The sequence below is a fragment of the Streptomyces sp. NBC_00247 genome (assembly GCF_036188265.1).
In the GTDB taxonomy this organism is placed as follows: domain Bacteria; phylum Actinomycetota; class Actinomycetes; order Streptomycetales; family Streptomycetaceae; genus Streptomyces.
The window spans coordinates 4,550,357-4,573,914 of the sequence record NZ_CP108093.1 but is presented as its reverse complement, the minus strand read 5'-3'; the positions used below and the strand labels follow the sequence as shown (position 1 = coordinate 4,573,914).

General features: G+C 71.5%; 18 protein-coding genes and 1 tRNA gene. 7 read left to right on the top strand and 12 right to left on the bottom strand.

The genetic code is table 11. The annotated features are described in order from the left end of the window. Positions 1-9 precede the first annotated feature (9 nt). The gene (locus tag OHT52_RS19795; RefSeq protein ID WP_328721511.1) at positions 10-177 is read right to left on the bottom strand and encodes a hypothetical protein; all 168 of its coding nucleotides are present in this window, start codon (positions 175-177) and stop codon (positions 10-12) included. Positions 178-292: 115 nt separating this feature from the next. Here OHT52_RS19795 and OHT52_RS19790 point away from each other — a divergent pair, with 115 nt between their 5' ends. Beyond that, positions 293-1,354 carry a hypothetical protein gene (locus OHT52_RS19790; RefSeq protein ID WP_328721510.1) on the top strand — a complete coding sequence of 354 codons (1,062 nt, stop codon included), beginning with the start codon at positions 293-295 and terminating at the stop codon, positions 1,352-1,354. Between the two features lie 443 nt (positions 1,355-1,797). On the opposite strand, the gene OHT52_RS19785 is transcribed toward OHT52_RS19790, so the two are convergent. Both OHT52_RS19785 and OHT52_RS19780 read right to left on the bottom strand, forming a co-directional pair. Continuing rightward, positions 1,798-2,475, bottom strand: coding sequence for a hypothetical protein (locus OHT52_RS19785; RefSeq protein ID WP_328721509.1), 678 nt, complete (start codon positions 2,473-2,475; stop codon positions 1,798-1,800). A 143-nt stretch (positions 2,476-2,618) separates the two neighbouring features. Then, on the bottom strand, positions 2,619-4,613 hold the full coding sequence (locus OHT52_RS19780) for a serine/threonine-protein kinase (protein ID WP_328721508.1): 1,995 nt from the start codon (positions 4,611-4,613) through the stop codon (positions 2,619-2,621). A gap of 95 nt (positions 4,614-4,708) precedes the next feature. Here OHT52_RS19780 and OHT52_RS19775 point away from each other — a divergent pair, with 95 nt between their 5' ends. The 4 genes from OHT52_RS19775 (at position 4,709) to OHT52_RS19760 (ending at position 6,951) form a co-directional block, all read left to right on the top strand. Next, positions 4,709-5,302 carry a TetR/AcrR family transcriptional regulator gene (locus tag OHT52_RS19775; protein ID WP_328721507.1) on the top strand — a complete coding sequence of 198 codons (594 nt, stop codon included), beginning with the start codon at positions 4,709-4,711 and terminating at the stop codon, positions 5,300-5,302. A gap of 361 nt (positions 5,303-5,663) precedes the next feature. Continuing rightward, positions 5,664-6,005, top strand: coding sequence for a hypothetical protein (locus OHT52_RS19770; protein ID WP_328721506.1), 342 nt, complete (start codon positions 5,664-5,666; stop codon positions 6,003-6,005). Positions 6,006-6,206: 201 nt separating this feature from the next. Continuing rightward, positions 6,207-6,887 (top strand): bifunctional DNA primase/polymerase, encoded by a 681-nt coding sequence (locus OHT52_RS19765; RefSeq protein ID WP_328721505.1) that lies wholly within the window; start codon positions 6,207-6,209, stop codon positions 6,885-6,887. Beyond that, a tRNA-Lys gene (locus tag OHT52_RS19760) sits at positions 6,878-6,951 on the top strand. The genes OHT52_RS19765 and OHT52_RS19760 overlap by 10 nt, the downstream gene beginning before the upstream one ends. Positions 6,952-7,064: 113 nt before the next feature. Here OHT52_RS19760 and OHT52_RS19755 read toward each other — a convergent pair. Then, positions 7,065-8,306, bottom strand: coding sequence for a M6 family metalloprotease domain-containing protein (locus OHT52_RS19755; protein ID WP_328721504.1), 1,242 nt, complete (start codon positions 8,304-8,306; stop codon positions 7,065-7,067). A gap of 516 nt (positions 8,307-8,822) precedes the next feature. Here OHT52_RS19755 and OHT52_RS19750 point away from each other — a divergent pair. Beyond that, positions 8,823-10,691, top strand: a complete 1,869-nt coding sequence (locus tag OHT52_RS19750) for a putative bifunctional diguanylate cyclase/phosphodiesterase (protein ID WP_328721503.1) — start codon at positions 8,823-8,825, stop codon at positions 10,689-10,691. A gap of 30 nt (positions 10,692-10,721) precedes the next feature. On the opposite strand, the gene OHT52_RS19745 is transcribed toward OHT52_RS19750, so the two are convergent. Both OHT52_RS19745 and OHT52_RS19740 read right to left on the bottom strand, forming a co-directional pair. Further along, positions 10,722-11,864: an LLM class flavin-dependent oxidoreductase gene (locus OHT52_RS19745; protein ID WP_443046618.1), complete on the bottom strand. Its 1,143-nt coding sequence runs from the start codon at positions 11,862-11,864 to the stop codon at positions 10,722-10,724. A 131-nt stretch (positions 11,865-11,995) separates the two neighbouring features. Next, positions 11,996-12,760, bottom strand: a complete 765-nt coding sequence (locus OHT52_RS19740; RefSeq protein ID WP_328721502.1) for a maleate cis-trans isomerase family protein — start codon at positions 12,758-12,760, stop codon at positions 11,996-11,998. Positions 12,761-13,325: 565 nt separating this feature from the next. On the opposite strand from OHT52_RS19740, the gene OHT52_RS19735 reads away from it, so the two are divergent. Further along, complete coding sequence (locus OHT52_RS19735) at positions 13,326-14,084, top strand: IclR family transcriptional regulator domain-containing protein (protein WP_328721501.1); 759 nt, start codon at positions 13,326-13,328, stop codon at positions 14,082-14,084. Positions 14,085-14,160: 76 nt separating this feature from the next. Here the strand turns inward: OHT52_RS19735 and OHT52_RS19730 are convergent, their stop codons facing one another. The 6 genes from OHT52_RS19730 to OHT52_RS19705 form a co-directional block, all read right to left on the bottom strand. Further along, positions 14,161-15,792, bottom strand: a complete 1,632-nt coding sequence (locus OHT52_RS19730; RefSeq protein WP_328721500.1) for a glycoside hydrolase family 13 protein — start codon at positions 15,790-15,792, stop codon at positions 14,161-14,163. Positions 15,793-15,867: 75 nt separating this feature from the next. Then, the gene (locus OHT52_RS19725; RefSeq protein WP_328721499.1) at positions 15,868-18,810 is read right to left on the bottom strand and encodes a CBM35 domain-containing protein; all 2,943 of its coding nucleotides are present in this window, start codon (positions 18,808-18,810) and stop codon (positions 15,868-15,870) included. Positions 18,811-18,897: 87 nt separating this feature from the next. Then, on the bottom strand, positions 18,898-19,785 hold the full coding sequence (locus tag OHT52_RS19720) for a carbohydrate ABC transporter permease (RefSeq protein WP_328721498.1): 888 nt from the start codon (positions 19,783-19,785) through the stop codon (positions 18,898-18,900). Between the two features lie 11 nt (positions 19,786-19,796). Beyond that, on the bottom strand, positions 19,797-20,843 hold the full coding sequence (locus OHT52_RS19715) for a carbohydrate ABC transporter permease (protein WP_328721497.1): 1,047 nt from the start codon (positions 20,841-20,843) through the stop codon (positions 19,797-19,799). A gap of 2 nt (positions 20,844-20,845) precedes the next feature. After that, positions 20,846-22,216 carry an extracellular solute-binding protein gene (locus OHT52_RS19710; protein WP_443046617.1) on the bottom strand — a complete coding sequence of 457 codons (1,371 nt, stop codon included), beginning with the start codon at positions 22,214-22,216 and terminating at the stop codon, positions 20,846-20,848. A 239-nt stretch (positions 22,217-22,455) separates the two neighbouring features. Then, positions 22,456-23,463, bottom strand: a complete 1,008-nt coding sequence (locus tag OHT52_RS19705; protein WP_328723817.1) for a LacI family DNA-binding transcriptional regulator — start codon at positions 23,461-23,463, stop codon at positions 22,456-22,458. Between the last annotated feature and the right edge of the window lie 95 nt (positions 23,464-23,558).

Here is a 23,558-nt window from a genome sequence, read left to right as displayed (position 1 = left end):
GCGCCGGGGTCATTTCGCCGTGCTCCGTCCGGTGTTCTCCTCGCTCCGTCCGGCTCGGCGTCGCTGGACGGCGCAGAGGAGGTTCCAGGCGGTGAGGAGCAGCAGCACACAGAGCACGAGGAAGAGGAGCGAACCGTCTCCGGCGCGGTACGACCGCGCAGCGCCGACGAGGGACACGAGGCAGAGCAGAAAGGCCAGGTGTCCGTTGACATCGAACCCAGTCGTTTTGCCATCGAACCGAGTCGTCGCAGATCAGCCGACCGTGTCAGTGCCCGGTCGCATACTGACGCCCATGCAGATATCGGCGTACACACTCAAGCGGGCCTGGCACCAGGTGGCCGTGAGCTCTGACGTGCTCGACGACGCGATGCTCCCGCCCACCGGCACCTCGCCCGACCAGTACGAGCAGCACGTGGGCGAGCCGCACGGTCGTCTCTTCCTGGTCCTGGAGGACGACGGCACGGTGCGCGGCCACATCGGTCCCTACCGGGAGGTCTTCGTCACTCAGGACCTGGATCAGGTGCTGTACTTCGCCGCCGAGGACGCGGTCCGCAAGCTGGCCGAGCACATCGCGGCGCGGTCCCCGGGCAGCGGCCCGGTGGCCAATCTGGTCTCCGGACAGGCCGAGCTACTGGACCGGATCAACCCCGCCTGGGGCAGCAGATTCCGCAACGGCGGCATGGCCGGTGTCCAGCCCCCCACTGCGTGCGGACGCGACCCGCTGGAGCGCCTCGCCTGGATCGCCGACAGCTGGCGCGAACAGGACCCCTACACCCACCTCGCCTTCTTCCGCGGCGAGAGCATCTGCGCCGAACAGATCGCCCTCCTTCACGGAGCCGACCCCGCACAGATCGCCGCTGGGACCCGTCTTGCGGATCTGCGCAGCATGGACGGCGGAACCTTCGACTACTGGGACATCGTCTGGGAAACCTGCTGCTTCGGGCAGGCCGGCGACTGGGCGTTCCTGATGTACCACGAGACCCCCGGCTCCGGGCCCGATCTTGAGGCTCTCGCCCGGCTCGGCGTCACCGAGACGGTGCATCTGAGCGCCACCTCCGCGAAGGCCATCTACACCTTCGACTACATGCGCAACGGCCGCCGCATCGACGACGACTGGGGCGTCCTAGAGCTGATCTGGTACGACCGCGGCCGCGCCCCCTACTTCCGAGGCGGTCAGCTCGACTTCCTCAACCAGGCCATACGCCGCGCCGAACTGGACCACCCCGAACTCACCAGCGAGTTCGAGCTGTACTTCCACGCTCTGGAGGACGCTCTCGACCTCCAGCTGCCCCGGCAGGACATTCAGCAGGGAACTGTCCGGGCCGCGCAGTGGGCACGCCGCAACAGCAGTTGACATAGAAACGTGCGCACCTGCGTCACCGCACAGCGGCCATCCCCCCAGGTAACCGGGCCTGAGCCGCCACGTTCGGCACGGCCGCCTTGACAGCCAACCCAGTCCGCGCAGGTTGGAGGCTTCGACCGGACTAGGTTGGCTGTCAACGGACACCAGGGGCGCCATCGCCGGCCGGAAGCGTTTGATCATGCACGCATGATCGTGAGCCCGTCCTCCCCCTTCCACCGCGGTCCGGTGAACACTCCCCGTCGACCCTCCGAACTCGCGGTGCCGTTCGCCTGACGTGAGTTTTGACCTCTGCGGGTGCGTTGCTCGACATGGCAGGGGCGAAACTGACCGGTCAGGCCTTCTGGCGGCCGATCGCGCAGTGAGCGGTAGGGGGGTTGAGGAACACCGGCAGTGCACAGGCCCGCCCTACTGGTGTTGCGTCATCTCTCCGGTACTCAGCCGCAGAGCGAGCCTGGCTCGGGGCGCCGTCGTTGCCCCTCAGGGGTGAAGGTGAAGGCTTCGTCAAAGGGCGCGTCTGCGAAGCGGACAGCAAGCAGAACCGGTTCGTCGAGCTTGGGCCATGCGGACTCGGCTGCCGGGGTGCCGCCATTCCAGAGATGGAAGAAGACCATGGGCTCCTCGCGGTCTTCTCCCAGGTAGCCCAACGTCTTGCTGTACAGGGGGCTGGTCCCTCCGCACAGGATGGACGGAGGGCCGAACTCGGCGAGGACGTCTGCCCACGAGCGGTCCGTCTGCGCCCACGGGCGCACTCTTGCCCGCAGCGCGTGATGCTCGTCAGCCGGCAGAAGGCGATCGGGCCGGAGCCAGCCGCGGCGGTGCGCGAACTCGGCGTAGACCGAGGCGACGCAGTTCTGGTCGTAGCCTCCCGGCATCAACTCCTCGAACATGCCGCCCAAACCGGTGCTGCTCCCGGCCCCTCGGCTCGCCCAGGAACGCTGCTCTTCAGCCCATACCTCGGGCTGGCGTTCCACGAACAGCAGGTGATCCACGAGCATCCGCAGCGCAGCGTCATGCTGCGAGAAAATGCCGGGACGCCGGAGAGCAGAGTTCAACTGCTCAACGAGAAAGGAGTGCATCTCGTCGGCACCCGCGAGTGATCTAGTGGAGGACACCTACAGAGTGTGCCCCACCCCTTCGCCCCAACGCCATAAGAACAGGCAGAGGTTGGAACTCAAGCCAAAGCGTGTTGCGGAAGTAGCGCCGCCGGACAGGCGGGACTTTCGCAACACGCTTTAGTGCGCCCCTGTTCGCCGCTTCAGCTCTGCCGGGTCCAGCGCTGCGAGGCGTCCCCGTCGCAGGCCGCGGTCGACAACCCCGTCCCGAAGGGCAGGTCCAGGCACCCGCCGTCGTAGGTGCTGACCAGGGTGCCGCCGGAACCCGCGCGCCAGAGGCGGCCGATGTCCTGGGCGCAGGAGCCCACGAAGACGGCCATGCCGGTCCCGTTGGAGTACAGGCACTGCCCGCTCTGCCCGTTGACGAGCTTGAAGCTGCCGTCCGACCTGCTCTGCACGGTCCACCGGGCGCTCGCGCTCCCGCAGTCCTGGTGGCTGGCCGCTCCGAAGACCTGGGTGACGCAGGTGCCGTCGCCGCCGTTGCGGTAGCGGTACGTACCGGAGGCGGGGGCCGTGGTCGTGCCGCCCCCGGAGGTCGCGGTCCCGCCGGTGGCGCTGGAGCCGGAGCCCCCGGTGGTGCTCGTGGTGCCAGAGGCGCCGGTGGTGCCCGAGTTGCTCGACCCGCCGGAGGCGCCGGTGGTGCCCGCGCCCCCGGAGGTGCTCGCCGCGCCGCCGCCCGTCCCGTCCGCGCCGCCCTGGGTGCCGGTGGCCGCGCCGCCCGCCGAGGCGGCGGCCTGGGAGCCGTTCCCTCCCCCGGCCTGCCGCTCCTTGCCCTGGCCCGCCGGGGTGGCGCTCCTGCCGCCCGCCGGTTTCGTGGGGGTGGCCGTGCCCGAGGGGCTGCTGCCCGCCGTCGAGGACGCCGGGCCGGCGGAGCCCGGGGAGCCGGACGTCGCACCACCGGCCGGGCGCGCGTCGGCCTCGGCCCTCGGCGAGGAGAGGTACGGCACGTTCTGAACGACCAGTGCGGTGCCTCCCGCGATCACCACCACCGGGACGACGGCGAGCAGCACCCGGGTGCGCCTGCGCCGGGCGGGCCGCCCGGAAGGGGCTGGGGTGCCGGGCGTCGGCGGGGTGTCGGACCCGGGCTGCGGGGCGGGCGTGCCGCCCGGCCCGGGGGCCACCACGACCTGGCCCGGGACCGGGGCAGGCGGCGACTCGGGGGCGGGGCTTCGGGGCTCGGGCCCTGCGTCGCCCAGCGGCAGCGTCGGTACATCGGTCTCCCGCACATCGGCGGCGAAGGCGGCGCGTTCGGTGAGCCGCACGGTGATGTCGTCAGGCCAGTACGGCTCGGTGAACGGACCGTACGGGGCGCAGCGGTCGAGGAGTTCGACGGCGGTGGGGCGGGCCTCGGGATCCTTGGCCAGACAGGCCGCGACCAGCTCGGCGAGTCCGTCGTCCAGATCGCGCAACTCCCCTAGTTCCGGGGCCTCGTGGACGATCCGGTAGAGGACGCCGTGTCCCGACTCGTCACCGAACGGGGGACGTCCCGAGGCCGCGTACGCGAGGAGGGAGCCCAGCGCGAACACATCGGCCGCTCCGGTCAAGCGCCTTGCGCCCATGGCCTGTTCGGGCGCCATGTAGGCGGGGGTGCCGATGACCATGCCGGTGACGGTCAACTGGCTCTGTTCGGCGGCGCGGGCGACCCCGAAGTCGATGAGGGTGAGGCCGTCGAGGGTCAGCATGACGTTGGACGGTTTGAGGTCGCGGTGCACCATGTCCAGGGCGTGCACCGGCGCGAGAGCGGCCGCCGCCTCCCGTAACAGCAGCCGGAGCGCGGAGACCGGCAGCGGGCCGCCGTGCAGGTCGAGGGCTTGCCGCAGGGTGAGCCCGGGGACGTACGCCGTGGCGAACCACGGAGGCCGGGCGGTGCGGTCACCGGTGAGCAGCGGCGCGGTGGCACCGGCGGGCAGCCGGGCCAGGTTGTCGAGTTCGCGCCCGAACCGGCGCAGGAACTCCTCGTCCTCGCCGACCACCGAGGACAGCAGTTGCTTGACGGCGACGTATCGGCCCTCGTGCACCCCGAGATACACCCGCCCCATGCCACCGGCCCCGAGCCGGCCCACGAGCGGGATCGGCCCGATCCGTGCCGGGTCGTCCGCCTCCAGCGGCTCGGCCCCGCTACCCCTCAACTCCACCACGACAGCCCCGTAGGATGGGAATCAGATTCTAGAAACCTACTCTAGTTCTACGATCGGCTCCCGGGGAGGGTGGCCCGGACCGGAGAAGGACCACGATGAGCCCTAAACAGCAACGCGGCTTGGCCACGGCCGACTTGCTTCTCGACACCGCCCTGCGGGTCTACGCCGACGAGGGCGAGGGGGGCGTCACGGTCCTCGCGGTCACCCGGGCCAGCGGAGTCAGTCTGGGCAGCCTCTACCACCACTTCGGCTCCATCGACGGTCTGCTCGACGCGCTGGCGCAGCGCTGGCTGGAGCGGATGCTGACCGAACTCGCCGCGTCCCTGAGGGGCCCGCGTACGGCGCGTACCGGCATCCGCGCCCTGGTCCGCGCGTACCTGGCGTTCGTCCGGGAACACCCCGCCGCCGCCCTGCTCCTGCACTCCGCCAGGACCGACCGGCGCACCATGGAGCGGGGCAAGGAGCTGCGCGACGCACAGGAGGCCCGCCTCTCGCCCTTCGCGCGCTGGCTCGACGCCCACGTCGAGTCCGGCGAACTCGCGCCGATTCCGCCGGCGTTGATGGAGTCCCTGGTCCTCGGCCCGGTCGTCGCGGTGGCCCGGCGCTGGCTCTCCGGCATCGACGACGTGGACCTCGACGAGGCGGCACGCGTACTGCCCGACCGCATCTGGCGGTCCCTGGCGCCCTGACGGCCCCCGACCGGCCCGCCCCGTGCCCGCGCACCGGCGGGGGTACGCGGGGAGCGCGCGGGCCGAACACTTCCGGGCGGTGTTTTCCGGCCGGTCGGCCCGGACAGACTTGTCCGGGGCCACCGTGGCGTACGACACGGTGGCACACGGCCCGGGACCACGGCCGCGTCCGGGACCACGGCCGCGTCCGGGGCCACGGCAGCGTCCGGCCGTACCGGCGGGCCCGCGGCCGCGGAATCATTCGGTGCACCGGACACGTTCGCCACCACCAGGGGCGGGCGTCCGGTCCCGGACAGCGGACTTGCGCGGGGTTGGACAATGGAGGGTGGCCGTCCGGCCTTCCCGGAGGAGGAAAACGCACATGGCTCAAGCCGACCGGAACGCGCAGCCGAGGCTGCGCCCCGCCCCGCTGCTCTTCGAGCCCGCGGAGGCGGCGTCCGACCCCGAGCACTTCTTCAACCTGGAGTCGATGGACGATCCGGCGGAGCTGCTGTCCCGCGCGACCGAGCTGACGCACGCGTTCCGGGCGGCCACCGACCGGAGCATCGAGTTCCAGGCCGTCGCCGCCGCCCAGCTCGCGGACCCCCGCCGCTTCGACCGGCTCACCCCCGCCGATGTCGCGGAGCGCGCGGAGTGGACCGAGGACTACGCGGAGAAGATGATCGAATTCGGCCGGTCCCTGCTGAAGTCGCCCCGCCCCTGACACCCGCCCCGCGTCGCTCCGCGGCCGAGGAGGCCGCATACGGTGACGCGGCAAGCGCGGGGGGCCCTCACCCCCGGCACGGTCACTCCGGGTACAGCTTCTGGCATATGCCCGCGGGCAAGATACCCGGCAAGGTGACGTCCTGTCCTGGATTCGACGACTCTCGGCGTCAGCCCCGTCACCCCCGGTAGACCTGTCTCCATGACCGCATGGCTGGAAGACGAAACGTCCCTGCTGACCCGTGACCCGCGCTCCTGCGTCGGTACCCTCCCTCCGCTGCGGAGCCAGGCCGCGCACCAGCCTGCCGAGGTCACCCCCGCCGGAGCCGTCTGGCTCGCCGGCGCCACCGCGAACCCGCGCACCACCCTCGCCCGCTGGCAGGCGAGCCCCGCCTCGCCGGGCGTGCTGCCGTGCGGCACCGCGTTCGACGTGGTGAGCGTCCCCTCGCTGTTCGGGCGGCGGATGCTGGAACGGCTCTGGGCGCAGGGTCCGGGCTCCGGGCCCGTCGCCACCCACCGCGGCCGGACCCTGCTCTTCGCGACCCCGGGGACCGCGCAGCGACTGCCCTCACTGCTGGCCTGGGAGGAGTGGGGCACGGGCGCCGCCCGCCCGGAAGGCGGCTCGCGCACCCTGCCCCCGGTGCTCTGCCACGGCACCGGCGACGCGGTGACCGTACCGCCGCTGACCTGCGACACCTCCGCTCCGGGACCGCAGTGGGTGGTCGCCCCCGACACCCGTACTCCCTGGCTGCCCGGTCCCGACGTGCTGCGCTGGGCCTGTGTGCGGGCCGCCCGGAGCGCGGTCCCCCCGGTGTCCGATTACTCGATTTTTCCTCCGGCCGATCCGGGTGCTAATGTCTACGACGTCAGCAGGCGCCGCTAGCTCAGTTGGTTAGAGCAGCTGACTCTTAATCAGCGGGTCCGGGGTTCGAGTCCCTGGCGGCGCACCGACGGAAGAAGCCCCTCGCGAAAGCGGGGGGCTTCTTCGTGTTCCCGGACGACCTCACCCCGGCCTCACCCCGGCCTCTCCCCCGGGTCGCCCTCGACCTCTTCCCCGGATTCACGTGCCGGTGGTGATCCGTACGGTCCAGGAGCCGGACGGGGTGCGGTCGGCGACCTCGATCCGGGTCCGCTCCCCCGGCAGGCTGTACGTCTCCCCGACCGAGAGCGGGGCGTCGGCCAGCGGCGGGTAGACCGAGCGGTCCCAGCAGGCCTCGGTGTCCGGGTGGGTGTCCAGCACCTCCACGGGGCCGCCTCCGGAGGCCGTACCGCTGCGCACCCGGTAGATCAGCACGCCCTCGGTGCAGGTCGCCCGGTCGTTTCCGGTGGCGCCGCGGGCCTCGACGGCCAGCGCGCTGTCCTCGCCCGTCCTGACGACGGCGAGCCGGGTGCCCATGGTGCCGCCGGGGACGGGGGCGGCGGCGACCGGCTCCAGGGTCACGTCGGCGCTGCCCTGGACGCAGACCACCTGCCGGTCGCCGAGCCAGCCGAGCTTCCACTTGTGCCAGGCGAAGAGGTCCGGCGCCAGCCCGAACTGGCTGCCCATGACGTCCCAGTCACCGACGTACGTGTCCCAGTCGCCCTTGCCGTCCGTGGGGCGGTGGTAGAGGTCGGCGAGGTCGAAGACGTGCCCGGTCTCGTGGGCGAGGACGTTGCGGTCGGGCGGGTGCTGCTCGAAGACGGTGACCACGCGTTTGATGTCCGTGCCGTCGGCGGTGATCGGCCGGTCGAAGTTGACGACCTTGGTGGCGTCGGAGTCGACGCCGGGCGCGTCGGGGTCGGCGACCAGGTAGACGATGTCGTACGCCGAGAAGTCGATCTGCGGGTCCGCCGCCTTGATCGCGTCGTGCAGGTAGGAGGTCCGCCGTCCGGAGTCCCAGTCCCGCTCTATGCCGTACCAGGTGGACGCGTGCGGCATCCGCACCCAGCGCTCGAACGGGTGCGCGCCGAGGGTGAAGGTGCCGTAGCTGGCCCGTTCGAAGAACGTGGTCGTCGACGGGAAGTAGTCGGCGGTGAGCACGTCCGGCGGGACGACCGGGTCGGCGTCCGGGAAGGAGAGGAAGATCATGACCGCGTCGAGGCGCCGGACGGGACGGGGATAGGCGCCGTTCCAGTTGTCCAGCCCCAGCGAGTGGTGGGCCGGGGTACGGGGCAGCGCGCACGGTTTCACGCCCGTGTGGGCGGCGGCGGCCGGACCGGCGACGAGCGACATCGCCGCCAGCGCCAGGAGAGCGGTCAGCGCCGCCGCCACCGCGCGCGGGCTCGGCTTCTCCATCCCCCCGGGCCCGTGCTGACGCGGCACATCTACCTCCGGGTGGAAATGCGGAACACCTCGCTCCACCCTGTGTCCGATCACCGCTCCCCGCCCGCTGGGCTGCCCCACACGGGTCAGGGTGCGGCGGTCGCTCCCACCTCCCACCGGGACGTCACCGGTGCGGCGGTCCCACCCGCGCCGGTGACCTACCAGCCGGAGGCCCGCGATCACGTAACGTCACATACGGTCATTCGCTTCTCGGAATCCGTCAGCTGGGCGACGCCCGGGAACGCAGTCGTACAGAAGGGAACAGCGGCGGGCAAAGCGGGAGACCGCGCGGAGCGATGCCCGAACCTTGCGGAAGGCCGTCGGCGACGCGTGCGCGTCCGCCCGGACCGGACCGGCGGACGACGGCCGGGCGGGCCGGGCTGGTAGCGCCGGCACCCCACCCTCTATGCTTCCTCACGTTTTCCCGCGTGGTTCGCCCTCCCGGCCCGGGGCGCTCCACCCGGTGGCCCGACCGGCCACACCTGTTCACGACAATCTGCACAGCGGGAGCGAGCGGTGAGCGGAACCTCCGAAGGGCACAGGCCCCCGGCGGGCACATCCCCCGGCGCGACCCCGGCGGCGGACACGGAGAGTCACCCCGCGGAGACCGCGCTGCTCGACTACCGGTCCGCTTTCCGCAGCGCCACCTTCGCCATGGCCGTCGTGGACGGCTCGGGGACGATCGTCCACGCCAACGAGACGCTCGCCCGGATGGCCGGCACCGGCGCCACCGACCTCGCCGGACTGCCTGTCGCCGGTCTCGTCGGTCTCACCCCCGACGACCACGCCTGGCGCGCCTGGCGCGAGGTGCTGCGCGGACGGCGTTCACGGTTCCGCTGCACCCGCCGGCTCAAGCACCGTGACGGCAAGCCGCTCTGGGCGGAGATCACCGTGGTGCCGATGGCGGACCCTTCGGCGGGTTCCCCGGGCCGGGCGCTGCTGACGGTGGCCGACATCAGCGACCGGCACGAACTCCAGCAGCGGCTGCGCCACCTGCAGATGCACGACGCGGTGACCCGGCTGCCCAACCGGACCCTCTTCTTCGAGCGGCTCTCGGCCGCGCTGGAGCTGTCGCCGTTCCAGGACAGCTCGCTGTTGCCGCGCCCCGGCCGGATCGGGCTCTGCTATCTCGACCTGGACGGCTTCAAGGCCGTCAACGACACCCTGGGGCACCGGGCGGGAGACCGGCTGCTCGCGGCCGTGGCCGGACGGCTGAGCGACGTCGCCGGGAGAGATCCGTACCACCCGGGCGGCAGCCACTTCGTGGCGCGCCTGGGGGGCGACGAGTTCGCGGTGCTGGTCGAGGAGTCGCAGGGCACCCAGCAGCTGCTGGACCTGGCGGACGCGCTGCTCACGGGGGTGCAGCAGCCGTTCGACCTGGCCGGGCAGCGGCTCTCGGTCTCCGCCTCGATCGGGGTGGTGGAACGCGCCTGTGCCGGCACCTCCCCCACCGGGCTGATGCAGGCCGCCGACACCACCCTCTACTGGGCGAAGGCGGACGGCAGGGCCCGCTGGACGCTCTTCGACCCCGAGCGCAACGCCCACCGGATGACCCGGCAGGCGCTCTCCTCGACGCTCAGGCCCGCTGTGGACCGGGGCGAGTTCGCCCTGGAGTACCAGCCGCTGGTCGGCATGGCGGACGGGGTGGTGCGGGGCGTCGAGGCGCTGGTGCGGTGGAACCATCCGCAGTTCGGGGTGCTCGGCCCGAACCGTTTCGTCTCCATCGCCGAGGAGGACGGCTCGATCGTGCGGCTGGGCCGCTGGGTGCTGCGTACGGCCTGCCGCCAGGCCCGCCGCTGGCAGCTGGACCATCCGGACGGGCCGGCGCTGTTCGTCAGCGTCAACGTCGCCGTACGGCAGGTCTGGGACTCGGACCTGGTCGCGGAGGTCGGGGACATCCTCGCCGAGACGGGCCTCGACCCCGGGCTGCTGCAACTGGAGCTGACCGAGTCCGCCGTCATGGGTTCGGCGGGCCGCCCGCTGCGGGCCCTCCAGGCGCTGAGCGACATGGGCGTACGGATCGCCATCGACGACTTCGGCACCGGCTACTCCAACCTCGCCTACCTGAGCCGGCTCCCCGTCTCCGTGCTCAAGCTGGACGGTTCCTTCGTCCGCGGCTTCCGGTACGACGACGGCGGCAGGCACCCGAGCCCGGCCGACGAGACCATCGTCCAGGCGCTGGTGGAGCTCGCGCACCGGCTGGGGCTCACCGTGACGGCGGAGTGCGTGGAGACGGTGGAGCAGGCCGAGCGGCTGCGCCGGATCGGCTGCGACACCGGTCAGGGATGGCTGTACTCCCGGGCGGTCGCGCCGGAGCGGATCGCCGAGCTGATCGACGCGGGCGGAGTGGCCGCACCGGGTGCCACCGCTTCCGGTGCCCCGTGATCGCCACGGGGCACCGGAAAGCCGACGGGGTCAGAGCGTGGGCAGGCCGTACGCGTCGGCGATGAGCTCGTAGCTGCGCAGCCGGGCCTCGCCGCCGTGCGCGTTGGCGGTGATCATCAGCTCGTCGGCGCCGGTCCGCTTGGCCAGGTCGTCCAGGCCCGCGCGGACCTGCTCGGACGTGCCGTACACGATGTTGCCGAGCCACTCGTCCACGAAGTCGCTCTCCAGCGGCCCGAAGGTGTGCGCCTCGGCCTCCTCCGGGGTGGGCACCAGACCCGGGCGGCCGGTGCGCAGCCGCAGCATGCTGAGCGCCCCGGTGAGCACCTGGCGGCGGGCCTCGGCCTCGGTGTCGGCCGCGAGAGCGGCGGCGCCGATCAGGGCGTACGGGGCGTCGAGCACGGCGGAGGGCTGGAAGGACTCCCGGTACAGGTCCAGAGCGGGAATGGTGTTCCGGGCGGAGAAGTGGTGCGCGAAGGCGAAGGGCAGTCCGAGGATGCCGGCCAGCCGGGCGGAGAAGCCGGAGGAGCCGAGGAGCCAGACGGGCGGCCGGCCCGGCGACTGCACCCCGCCGTCCGAGGTGGCCTGCACCGGACCGGGCACCGCGTGGATGCGGGAGTAGGGGTGGCCGTCCGGGAAGTCGTCGTCCAGGAAGCGGGTCAGCTCGGCGAGCTGCTGCGGGAAGTCGTCGGCGCCCTCGCCCAGCCGCTCGGTCCTGCGCAGCGCGGCGGCGGTGGCGCCGTCCGTACCGGGGGCACGGCCGAGGCCGAGGTCGACGCGGCCGGGAGCCATCGCCTCCAGGGTGCCGAACTGCTCCGCGATGACGAGCGGGGCGTGGTTGGGCAGCATCACGCCGCCCGAGCCGAGCCGGATGCGGTCGGTGTGGGCGGCGAGGTGCGCCAGGATCACGGCCGGCGAGGACGAGGCGACACCGGGCATCGAGTGGTGTTCGGCGACCCAGTAGCGGTGGAATCCGCGCCGCTCGGCCAGCTTCACGATGTCCACGCTGGTGCGGAGCGCCTCGCTCGCGGTGCTGCCCTTGCCCACGGTCACCAGATCGAGCACCGACAGGGGGACGGGGGCGGTCCCGCCCGCCGTCCCCCTGACCGTGTCGACCCGACCGTCGGCGGCCGTGTCGCCGTCGTCGCGGATCTCGTCGCCTCGGTTCTCGTCCACGTGTCGCTCTCCCGGTGCCACTGGTCATGCGTATGCGTATCGAACCCGTGCAACGGGAGGGCGGCTCCGCTTATTCCGGCGCGGTGGGTGCGCGGACGGGAGCACAGGACGGGGTCCCGGTGCGCCGGGCGTCATTCGCGGACTTCGAGACCGCGCGGTTCGACGGTGCCGAGCGGGGGCTCGCGGGTGGCGAAGAGGGCGCCGAGCCCGGGGGCCCAGATGCGGCGGTCGGTGAGCCGCAGCCCTTCCCAGACGGTGACCGGGTTGGCCGCGAGGACCGGCTTGCCGAGGATTTCCTCCAGCTCGGTGACGTGTGCCGCCGTGTGCAGGGCGGTATCGGGGAGGAGTACCGCCTCCGCGTCCGGGTGGTCACCGGCGATGGCGAGTTCGCGGGTGAGATCCAGGTCCCAGCCGGCCACCTCGGCGCCGGTGATGATCCCGCTGCCCCGGGTGGCGACCACGTCGATGCCGGCGGCCGTCAGGAAGTCGCTGAACAGGGCGGCGACCTCGTCCGGGTAGGTGGCGGCGACGGCGACCCGCCGGACTCCGAGCTCTTCCACGGCGTGCACGAAGGCGAAGGACGTGCTGGAGGCGGGCAGACCGGCCGAGCGCGCCAGCGCGGAGATCTGCGCCTGGGCGCCCTCCCGGCCGAGTACGAAGCTACCGCCCGTGCAGGCCCACACCAGGGACTCGGCGCCGGCCAGCCGGAGCTCCTCCACACCGGCGTCCAGTCGCTCGGCGGAGCCCAGCTCGCGCAGGGCCCGCACGTGCCGGACGTCGTCACCGATCCCGGTGCGGAACAGGGGCAGTCTGATGTCGCTGTCCAGCGTGATCTCGATCCGCGGAAAGTCGTCCTCGGCGCATTCGCCCGGGTAGAGAAGTCCGACGGTCGTCATGTCCACCCTTCCTTTTCGCCCGGACCAGTGGGTCCGGGACAGGGGCGGGCCGTACACGGACGGTGTGACCGGCCTCGCAGTCACCCCTGTCTCTTCCTCTCCTTCCAGTGTTCCCGACATCGGCCGTCGCACCCACCCGGGCCGTGAGGCGGTCCGGTCCCCCGGCTCCCGCCGCCGAGGCGGTCCGGTCCCCCGGCTCCCGCCGCCGAGGCGGTCCGGTCTCCCGGCCGGCTCCCCGCCGCGGAGGCGCCGGAGGGGGAGGTATCCGGCCCGCGGGGTCCAGAAGTCGGCGCTGATGTTCGACGCGGGACAGATGGTCGAATCGGCGTGGCCGGAAAAATCTTGGTGTCCTCACAGGATTTCCCCCGGCATGTGGACACCCTCGGACCGCCGTGACCTGGCATTTGCCAGACCTGTCAATGCCTCTGGCATATGCCTTTCGAATGCGTCCCAGCCCAGGACGGCACAGACAGGGCAAGAAGTGGTCAACAGCCCTGCCATGGGCGCTTCTTGGCCACTATCGTGGACGCACAGCTTTGCGGTCGGACCTTGGGCAGGGGGCACCGTGACATTGCGACCGGAACCAACAGCACCGTTCCACGCGGTGCAGCACGCCTTCCGCGTGCTCGAAACGGTCTCGAACCACGGCGACGGCGTGACCGAAGCACAGATCTTGCGGGAGACCGGACTGCCGTCTGCCCGGCTCACCTCCCTGCTGCTGACACTGCGCCGCGAGGGATACGTCGAGCAGGTCGCGGACGGCGCCTACGTCCTCGGGACCTCGCTGCTGCTCCTCGGCTCGGGCCCCACCCGTCGCCTCGCCCTGGAGGAGCGGCTCCAGCGCGTCCTGGCGCAGCTGCGCGACACGGTCGGCGCCGCGGTCTACGTCAGCCGGTACGTCGACGGCGAGGTCACGGTGGTCCAGGTGCTCGACGGCCCGCTCACCCCCGCGGTCAGCGAGTGGGTCGACTTCCGCTCGGCGGCGCACGCCAGCGCGGTCGGAAAGTGTCTGCTGGCCCAGTTGGACGCGGACGCCCGGCGCGACCACATCGCGCGCCACCGGACGGCACGGCTCACCTCCCGGACCATCACGGACGAGAAGGTGCTGCTGGCCACGCTCGACCACCACCCCGCGACGGTACCGATGCTGGACCTCCAGGAGTACGCGGTGGGCACGGTCTGTGCGGCGGTCCCGCTGACGGCGGGCGGTTCGGCGGGGTGTCTGGCGCTGTCGCTCCCGGTCGCCGACACCTACCGGCTGCGCGAGGCGGCCGAGCTCCTCAACCAGCAGGCCGCGCCGGTCCTGCTGTCGCTGGCGCTCTGACCGACGCGGGGGGAGGGGCGGACCCGTCCGGCCGGTCCGCCCCTCCCGTATCCGCCCGTATCCGCAGGGCAGGTGCTCAGCGGGTGATCCACACCGTGGTGTCCTGCGGCACCACGCCGCCGCTCAGTTCGCCACTGGCCAGCAGTACGGTCGCGCCGGCGGGCAGCTCGTACGGGCGCTCCCCCAGGTTGACCACGCACCGAAAGCCCTCCCCCCGGTCGAACACCAGCACCTCCGGTCCGGCGTCCACCCAGGTCAGCGACTCGGGCAGCCCGACCAGCAGCTCCCGGCGCAGGGCCAGGCCCGTCCGGTAGAGCGCGAGGACGGAGTCGGGGTCGGCCTCCTGGGCCTGCACGCTGAGCGCGGACCAGCCGGCCGGCTGGGGCAGCCAGGGAGCGGCGGCAGCGGACGCGGTGTCGTCACCGGCGGAGAAACCGAGAGAGGTGCCGGTGGTCTTCCACGGCAGCGGGACGCGGCAGCCGTCACGGCCCCGGTCGATGCCGCCCGAGCGGACGAAGGTGGGGTCCTGGAGGAGCGCGTCGGGCAGGTCCTGCACCTCGGGCAGGCCGAGTTCGTCGCCCTGGTAGACGTAGACCCCGCCGGGGAGCGCCAGGGTGAGGAGGGCTGCGGCCCGTCCTCTGCGGCGGCCGAGGACCGGGTCGCTGGCGTCCAGCAGCCGCTTGTCGCCCATGTCGAAGGAGGTGTCCTCGCGGCCGTAGCGGGTGACGTGGCGGATGGTGTCGTGGTTGGAGAGCACCCAGGTGGGCGGGGCCTGGACCGGTGCGTGGGCGGCGAAGGTGGAGTCGACGACCCCGCGCAGCGCCAACGCGTCCCAGGCGCAGCAGAGGAAGTCGAAGTTGAACGCGGAGTGCAGCTCGTCGGGGCGCAGGTAGCGGGCGAACTGCTCGGGGCTGGGGAGCCAGACCTCGCCGACGAAGACGCGTTCGCCGTCGTAGGTGTCGAGGAGCTTCCGCCAGGAGCGGTAGATGTCGTGGACGGGCGCGCAGTCCTGGTACGGAAGATCGGTGATGTCCGGGTCGGGGCCGACGTCGGGCAGGCCCGGCGCCTTCGCCAGTCCGTGCGCCACGTCGATCCGGAAGCCGTCGACGCCCCGGTCGAGCCAGAAGCGGAGGACGTCCTCGAACTCCTCGCGCACCTCGGGGTGTTCCCAGTTCAGGTCGGGCTGCTCGGGGGCGAACATGTGGAGGTACCAGGGGCCGGGGGTGCCGTCCGCCTCGGTGATCCGGGTCCAGGCGGGGCCGCCGAAGTAGGAGTTCCAGTCGTTGGGCGGGAGTTGGCCGTCCACGCCCTTGCCGGGGACGAACCAGAAGCGCTCACGTTCGGGTGAGCCGGGTCCGGCGGCCAGCGCTTGCTGGAACCAGACGTGCTGGTCGGAGCAGTGGTTGGGTACCAGGTCGACGAGGACCCGCAGCCCGTGTCCGTGGGCCTCGGTGATCAGTGCCTCGGCCTCGGCGAGGGTTCCGAACAGGGGGTCGATGTCGCGGTAGTCGGCGACGTCGTAGCCCGCGTCCGCCATCGGCGAGGTGTACCAGGGGTTGAACCACAGGGCGTCCACGCCGAGTTCGCGCAGGTACGGCAGGCGCGCCCGGACCCCGGCGAGGTCGCCGGTGCCGTCGCCGTCGCCGTCGGCGAAGCTGCGTACGTAGATCTGGTAGATCGCGGCGTGCCGCCACCAGGGGGTGGTCACTCTGAGACTCCTTGCTGTGGGGATGCGGGGTGGTGCGGGCCCGCGTCGCGGCGCGGGCCCGCACCCGGTCGGGTGTCACCAGCCGGTGTTGCCGGAGCCCCTGTTGATCGTGAAGCCGCCCGCCAGGGAGAGGCCGCCGAGGGCGGCTCCGGTGACGGTGGTGCCGGAGAAGGATCCGGAACCGGCGGAGTTGATCTCGATGCCGTACGAACCGGCCGTGGTGATGGTCAGGTTGGTGACGGCGAGCGAGCCGACGTTCTTCTGCCAGGAGACGAGAAGTCCGCTGTAGGTGCTGTCGAGGACGGCGTTGTCCTGGAGCAGGATCGGCGCGGAGATGTCGGAGGAGTCGGCGTAGATCCACAGGGCGCCGAGCTTGCTCGCCCAGTTGGGTTCGTAACCGCCGGTCCGGGTCAGGGTGTTGCGCAGCACGACGGTGGTGCCGCTGAACGGCACGGGGGCGAACCGGCTGCTGATCGCGATGCCGGAGGACCCGGTGACCGTGTCGGCGAGGAGGTTGTCCTCGACGCGGTTGGCGTTACCGCCGTAGATGCCGACGGCGTTGGCGAGCAGGGGCAGTTGGACGGTGTCGAAGCGGAAGGCGCTGGTGCTGACGGCCTGCGCCTCGGAGAACATGGCGAGCCCGTCGTCGCCGGTGTTGCGGACGCTGCTGTGCGAGACCTCGGTGCCGGCGGTCCCCTTGTGGAGGTTGACGCCGTCGGCGAAGGTGTCGCGGATGCGGAGTCCGGCTGCGTACAGGCCGGTGGTGGGGGCGTCGATCCAGAGGCCGACCTTGGTGTGTTCGATCCAGAGGTTCGTCAGGGTGGAGCCGTTGCCGAAGTCGCCCTCGACGGCGGCGTCGAAGTTGGCGTCGTCGCGGTAGCGGACGTCACCGGCGATCATGAGGTCCTGGACGTTGCTGGTGCCGCCGCGCCCGAAGAGCCCGCCCTTGCCGTTCTTGCCGCGCAGTACGGTGTACCACTGCCCGGCGCCCCGCAGGTCGGCCCCGGCGAGGTCGACGTGCCCGGAGATGTCGTACGTGCCGGCGGGCAGCCAGAGCCCCTTGCCCTGCGAAGTGGCCGTGGCGACGGCCGCGTTGAGGGCGGCGGTGTCGTCGGTGGAGTCGTCCGGGGTGACGCCGAGGGTGGTGGCGGAGACGAAGCCGGTGGACGGCACGGCCAGGGCGGCCGGGACCGCCTCGGTCTCGACGAGGTCCAGCGTGTAGGAGGCGGCGGTGTCGCCGGCGTCCTTCTGGAACTTCAGTACGGTGCCCGCGGCGAGGTGGCCGGTGAGGGTGCGGGTCTCGTCGAAGAAGTGGTGCCCGGAGCCCTGGGAGGGGGTGTTGGTGTACGGGTAGCCGCCGTAGACCCAGCTGTATGCGGAGCTGAGGCCCAGGTCGCGGACCTGGGTGCCGTTGGCGTAGACGCTGAGCGTGGAGGCGGCGCCGGTGCCCGCCGCGTTGTCCGGCACCGAGTAGCGCAGGGTCAGCGCGTCGGCCGGCTGGGTCAGGGTGAACTGCACGTACTCGCCGGTCTGGTCGAGCACCACGGCCCGGCGGCCGGACGCCTCGGAGGCCACGGTCAGGTAGGTGCGGTCCGGGCCGGTGGTGCTCGCGTTGGTGGACCCCGCCTCCGCCTCGTACGCCGTGTACGGGAGGGTCGCGCCGCGCACGGCGTTCGGGGTGGAGCCGGTGACGGTGACGCCGTCGAGCTGGAGGTTGCCGTTGTCGCCGGAGGCGGTGCGCAGCGTGAGGTGGTTGAGCGAGGCGCGCAGCGGCACGTCGGTGGTCGCGGTGGACCAGGCGCCGGAGGTCGCGGGCAGGGTGAGCACGCGGACCTTGGTGCCGTTGGCGAGCAGGGTGACGGTCGCGGCGGTGGCGTTCGGGGTGCGGTAGCGCAGCACCAGCGGGTAGGTGGCGGCGGACGGGGCGTTCACCGCGAGGACCGCGCGGGCGCCGGTGGTGGTGAAGCCGGTGAGGTAGCCGGTGGACTCGTAGCCGCTGACGGCGGAGGCCGTGGCCGCACCGCCCGAGACGAACGCGGTCTCGGCCTGGTGGGTCAGGGTGACCGGAGTGGTCTGGGTCGGGGTGGTGGCGGTGAGGCTGTCGAGGTTGACGTTGCCGCTGTCGGCGGTGGTGAAGGTGAGCGCGACGGTGTTGGTGCCCTTCGCGTAGGTCACCTGCTCGTCCTGGGTGGACCAGGTGTCCCAGTCCGCCGTGGGGGCGAGGCTGATCTGGCGGACCTTCGACCCGTTCGCGTAGAGGCTCAGCGTCATCGCGGCGCCGGTCCCGTTGGCGTACCGCAGCGAGACGGAGCCGGTGCCGGCGAGGGCGGAGGGGACGGAGAAGGTGACGGAGGCGGCGCCCTTGTGGGCGTCGGTGAACCCGCCGACGAAGCCGCTCCCGGTGTAACCGGAGTGCTCGGTGGAGACCGCCGCACCCCCGGTGAGCTGGGCCGATTCGGCCTCCAGGCCGGAGGAGCCGGTGCCGGTGCCGGTGCCCGTACCCGTACCGGTGGTGGCGGTGAGGGAGTCGAGGTTGACGTTGCCGGTGTCGGCGGTGGTGAACGTGAAGGCGACGGTGTTCGCGCCCTGCGCGTACGTCACCTGTTCCTCACGGGTGGACCAGGTGTCCCAGTCCGCCGTGGGGGCGAGGCTGATCTGGCGGACCTTCGACCCGTTCACGTAGAGGCTCAGCGTCATCGCGGCGCCGGTCCCGTTGGCGTACCGCAGCGCGAGGGAACCGGCCCCGGCGGCGGACGACTGGACCGGGAAGGAGACGGACGCGGCGCCCTTGTGGGCGTCGGTGAACCCGCCGACGAAGCCGCTCCCGGTGTATCCCGAGTGCTCGGTGGAGACCGCCGCACCCCCGGTGAGCTGGGCCGATTCGGCCTCCAGCGCGGTGGTGGCGGCCTGGGCGGTGGTCGCGGAGGTGGCGCCGAGCAGCAGGGCGCCGAGCATGGACAGGAGCAGGGGGACGACGAGACGTGCGGCGCGGGAGCGCCGGCGTGGTGCAGGAGACACAGCGGTGTGTCCTTCCTGTGGGTGGGGTCCCTGGACGTGCGGGGGTGAGGGGGTGGGTGCTCGCGAAAGGGACCGGTGGCGCGCGGGTCAGCCCTTGAGGCTGCCCGCGGTCAGGCCCGCGATGATGTGCCGCTGGAAGATCAGGAAGAGCACCAGCAGGGGGATGCTGGCCATGACCATGCCGGCGAGCAGCTGGTTGGCGGGCATGAACTCCGCCAGCCGGTTGAGCGCGACCGTGATGGGCTGCTTCGCCTCGTCGGGGAGGACGAGCATCGGCCAGAGGAAGTCCTTCCAGACGCCGACGACCGCGAAGATCGAGACGACGGCGAGGACCGGCCGGGAGAGCGGCAGCACCACGGAGACCAGGACCCGGATCGTGCCGGCGCCGTCGATCCGTGCGGAGTCGAGGAGTTCGGCGGGGATCTGGTCGAAGAAGCGCTTCAGCAGAAAGATGTTGAAGGCGTTGGCCGCCGCCGGGAGCCAGACGGCGAACGGTGTGTTGATCAGGTTGACGTGCAGGATCGGTACGTCGACGACGGTGAGGTAGGTCGGCACCAGCAGCGCGGACACCGGCAGCATCAGGGTCGCCAGCATCATCCCGAGGATCACGTTGCCGAGGACCGGGCGCAGCTTGGAGAGCGCGTAGGCGGCGGACACGTCGATGAGCAGCTGGGTGAGCCAGGCGCCGAGAGCGAGCACGAAGGTGTTGAGGAAGAAGTGGCCGAGACCGACGTGGGTCCAGGCGTCGGTGTAGCTCTCGGGGTGGAAGCTCTCCGGTACGAGGGTCGGGGTCGGGGCGGCGAGCTCGCTCGACGACTTCAGCGCGCCGGACGCCATCCAGTAGAGCGGGAAGACGAAGGCGAGGGTGAAGCCGATCAGGGTGGCGGTGAGGACGAAGCGGTGGAGGAACCTGCCGACGCGCCGGTTCATCTCGGTGGGCGCGATCAGGGTGCGGGTGGGTGTTTCGGCGGCCATGACTCTTCCTCTCAGCCCTTGCTCCGGGTCAGGCGCAGATACACGCCGGCGAAGGCGCCGAGCACCACGAAGAGCAGGGTGCTCATGGCGCTGGCCAGGCCGAAGTCGTTGTAGACGAAGGCGTAGCGGTAGAGCAGCAGCAGGACGGTGACGGTCGCGTCGTCGGGTCCGCCGCCGGTCAGCACGAACGGCTCCACGAAGACCTGCATGGTGCCGATGACCTGGAGGAGCAGGGTGATCATCAGGATGAACCGCATCTGCGGGATCGTGACGTGCCACAGCCGTCGCCGGATCGACGCGCCGTCGAGCTCGGCCGCCTCGTACAGCTCGCCGGGGATGCCGCCCAGCGCCGCGAGGTAGATCAGGGTGGTGGTGCCCATGTTGGCCCAGGTGGAGACCAGGACCAGGGAGACCATCGCGAGGTTCTCCGACTCCAGCCACTGCTGGGGCGGGAGGTGGAAGACGTCCAGCACGTTGTTGAAGAGGCCCGGCCCCGGATCGTAGAACCAGCGCCAGAGCAGCATGGTGACGACCGAGGGCAGCATGACCGGCAGGTAGACGGTCATCCGGAGGTACGCCTTGCCGCGCCGCAGTTCGTTCAGGACGACGGCGGTCGCGAAGGGGGCGGCGAAGCCGAAGACCAGGGCGAGCAGGGTGAACCAGCCGGTGTTCTTCCAGGCGGTGAGGAAGAGCGGGTCGTCGAAGAGGCGGCGGAAGTTGTCCAGCCCGACCCACTCGGCGGGCTGCGCGAAGGTGACCTGCTGGAAGCCGAGCAGGATGCCGCGCACGATCGGGTACCAGGAGAAGAGCGCGAAGCAGATCACTCCGGCGGCGAGGAAGAGGTACGCGACGAGGTTCTCGCGCACCCTCCGCCGGAACCGGCCGGTCGCCGCCCCGCCCCGGGTGGACGGGCCGGCGGGCGATGCCGGGCCCCGGTCGAGAGACTTCTTCGTGGCGGGCCCGGACGCCCCGGCGGGTGCCGGGGCTCCGTCCCGTACCGGGGTCCGGTCGCGGGCGGTGGCGCGCGCCGGGGAGGTGGGGAGCGGTCGACCGGCCATGATCACTTCACCGTGGCGAGGATGGAGTCGGCGCGCTTCGCGGCGTCGGCGAGCAGCTTGTCGAGGTCGGCGTCCTCCTTGGTCAGCACGGACTGCATGACCCCGTCGAGGACGGTGTAGAGCTGCTGCGCGTTCGGCGGCTCGACCTTGACGGCGACGTCGTCGCTGCGGTCGACGAACGGCTGGTAGTTGGCCTGCGGGACGTTGGCGTACTTCGCGTGGATCGCGTCGTTCTTCGCCTGCGCCGCGCCGTCGAACAGGTTGGGCTGCGGGAGTCCGATCGGGACGTCGAGGCCGGAGAACTTCTTCACGTTCTCCTCCTCGCGGTCCGGGTTGAGGTACTTCCACTGGATCCACTGGAGCCCGGCCTTGATCTTCTCCGGGGACGCCTTCGGGTTGAACATGAAGCCGTCGCCGCCTCCGAGCGTCGCGGTGCCGGGGAGGGCGGCCAGCCCGTAGTCGTCGTACTTGCTCTCGAACTGCTTGACGATGGTGGGGATGTTGTCCGGACCGGCCATGTACATCCCGAGCTTGCCGGAGCCCATCATCTTCTGGACGTCGGCGATCTCCAGGAGCTGGCGGGTGCCCATGGACTTGTCGGTCCAGCGCATGTCGTGCAGGGCCTGGAGCGCCTTGCGGCCGGCGTCGCTGTCGAACGCGGCCTTCCACGTGCCGTTCTGCTGGGTGGCGACGTCCCCGCCCATGGAGTAGATCCACGAGGTGAGGTGCCAGCCACCCTGGTTGTTCTTGCTGTAGTCGGCGTACCCGACGGTCCCGTCGCCCAGCGCGCTGATCTTCTGGGCGGCGGTGCGCACCTCCTCCCAGGTGGTCGGCGGCTTGTCGGGGTCGAGCCCGGCCTTCTTGAAGAGGGCGCGGTTGTAGACGAGCCCGAGGGAGTAGTTGCCGGTGGGCACCCCGTAGATCTTGCCGTCGGGTCCCTTGAAGACGTCCTGGAGGGCCGGGCGGATCTGGTCCAGGTACGGGACGCCCTTGAGGTACTTCGTGATGTCGGCGCCCTGGCGGCGCTGTATGAGCCCGGCGGGGTCGGTGAAGTAGACGTAGTACACGTCCTCCAGCTGACCTCCGGCGAGTTTGGCCGCGAAGGTCTTCGGGTCCATCTGGCCCTCTCGGGCATCGATCTTGATCTTGGGGTGGGCCGCCTCGAACTGCTTGACCAGGTCCTCGAAGTCCTTGCGGTCCTCGGGCTGCGTCTTGGCCGGCATCCCGTTCACGCTGATCGTGACCACGCCGTGCTCGTCGACGCCGGAGGAGGAACCGGAGGAACCGCCACAGCCCGTGAGGGCCAGGCCCAGGGCGAGCGCGGTCGCCGAACCGAGAAGTTGACGCCTGCTGACGCCGGCCATGCCATCCATGCGAATCGCCTTCCAGATGGGTGCCCCCGGGCTGCGGGACCCGATGCACGTGAACAGCGCTGAAGGTAGAAGCCGGTTACGCAAGAAGTCAATGCATCTGCGCAAGAATGTAATCAGCAGGATCTCCGCCGGTGACGTGCGGACGCTCACGAGAGGCAGCCCGACCCAGGGCGCGCGCGACCCCCGGGAGGCGGCCCGCCACCTCCCTCACCGCCTTGCGCACACCTCGGCGGGACGACTCAGCGGGGTCGGCCGGCCGTGGAGCCGCGCACGATCAGCTCGGTGTCGAACATCAGGAGGTCGTTCGCATCCGCACGCCCTTCGATCTGGCCCACCAGCGCAGCCACGGCCGCCGCCGCCATGGCCTGGACGGGCTGCCGCGCGGTGGTCAGCGGCGGGTCGGTGGCCACCATGTACGGGGAATCGTCGAAGCCGACGACCGACAGGTCCTCGGGCACCCGCAGCCCCTGCCGGCGGGCGCCCCGGATGACCCCGAGGGCCAGTGCGTCGCTCGCGCAAACGACTCCGGTGACCCCTTCGGCCAGCAGTCGGGGCAGCGCGGTGGCCCCGCCCTCCATGGTGAACAGGGCGTGCGCGACCAGCCTCCGCCACTCCTCCGGCGCGTCGCCCCGACGGCTTCGGAAGGCGGCGAAACCGGCGAGTTTCCGGGCCGAGGGGACGTGCCCGCCGGGCCCCAGGACCATGCCGATCCGTTCGTGCCCGAGCGCCACGAGGTGGGCGAGCGCCTGCTCGGCGGCGAGTGCGTCGTCCACCCGCACCTGGGCCACCCCGGAGTTCTCGTCCGCCGCGTTGACCAGCACCATCGGTATCCCGCGCTCCCGCAGCACCCGGCCGTGCTCCGGTCCCGCGTCGGCGTAACTGGCGCCCACGAAGACGATCCCGCCGATGTTCTGCCGCAGCAGCATCTCGATGTAGTGCGCCTCCGACACCCCGTCCTGACTGTGGGTGCACAGCACGGGAATGAGTCCCCGCCGGTCCAGCAGGACGCACAGGGCCTCGGAGAACGCGGAGAACACGGGGTTCTGGAGATCGGGCACGACGAGGCCGATCAGCGCCGCCCGCTCCCCCCGCATCCCCACCGGCCGCTCGATGCCGCAGACGTCCAGGGCGGCCAGCACCGCCTCGCGGGTGGGGGCGGACACGCCCGTACGGCCATTGAGGACACGGCCGACGGTGGCCGTGCTGACGCCCGCGTACGCGGCGACTTCGGAGATCCTTCGATTCATCACGGAGTCAGCGTGACAAGAATGAACGCAAAAAGAAAGATCACTTACGTAAGAAACTTACTTTGGCTGACGCACGCCCCTGCGACCGGCGCGTT

Bases quoted from the DNA above. Each gene is read 5' to 3' on its own strand.
- OHT52_RS19740 (WP_328721502.1), bottom strand. From the start codon at position 12,760: ATGACGACCGTCGGACTTCTCTACCCGGGCGAATGCGCCGAGGACGAC.
- OHT52_RS19770 (WP_328721506.1), top strand. From the start codon at position 5,664: ATGGCTCAAGCCGACCGGAACGCGCAGCCGAGGCTGCGCCCCGCCCCG.
- OHT52_RS19775 (WP_328721507.1), top strand. From the start codon at position 4,709: ATGAGCCCTAAACAGCAACGCGGCTTGGCCACGGCCGACTTGCTTCTC.
- OHT52_RS19710 (WP_443046617.1), bottom strand. From the start codon at position 22,216: ATGGATGGCATGGCCGGCGTCAGCAGGCGTCAACTTCTCGGTTCGGCG.
- OHT52_RS19705 (WP_328723817.1), bottom strand. From the start codon at position 23,463: ATGAATCGAAGGATCTCCGAAGTCGCCGCGTACGCGGGCGTCAGCACG.
- OHT52_RS19765 (WP_328721505.1), top strand. From the start codon at position 6,207: ATGACCGCATGGCTGGAAGACGAAACGTCCCTGCTGACCCGTGACCCG.
- OHT52_RS19790 (WP_328721510.1), top strand. From the start codon at position 293: ATGCAGATATCGGCGTACACACTCAAGCGGGCCTGGCACCAGGTGGCC.
- OHT52_RS19715 (WP_328721497.1), bottom strand. From the start codon at position 20,843: ATGGCCGGTCGACCGCTCCCCACCTCCCCGGCGCGCGCCACCGCCCGC.
- OHT52_RS19720 (WP_328721498.1), bottom strand. From the start codon at position 19,785: ATGGCCGCCGAAACACCCACCCGCACCCTGATCGCGCCCACCGAGATG.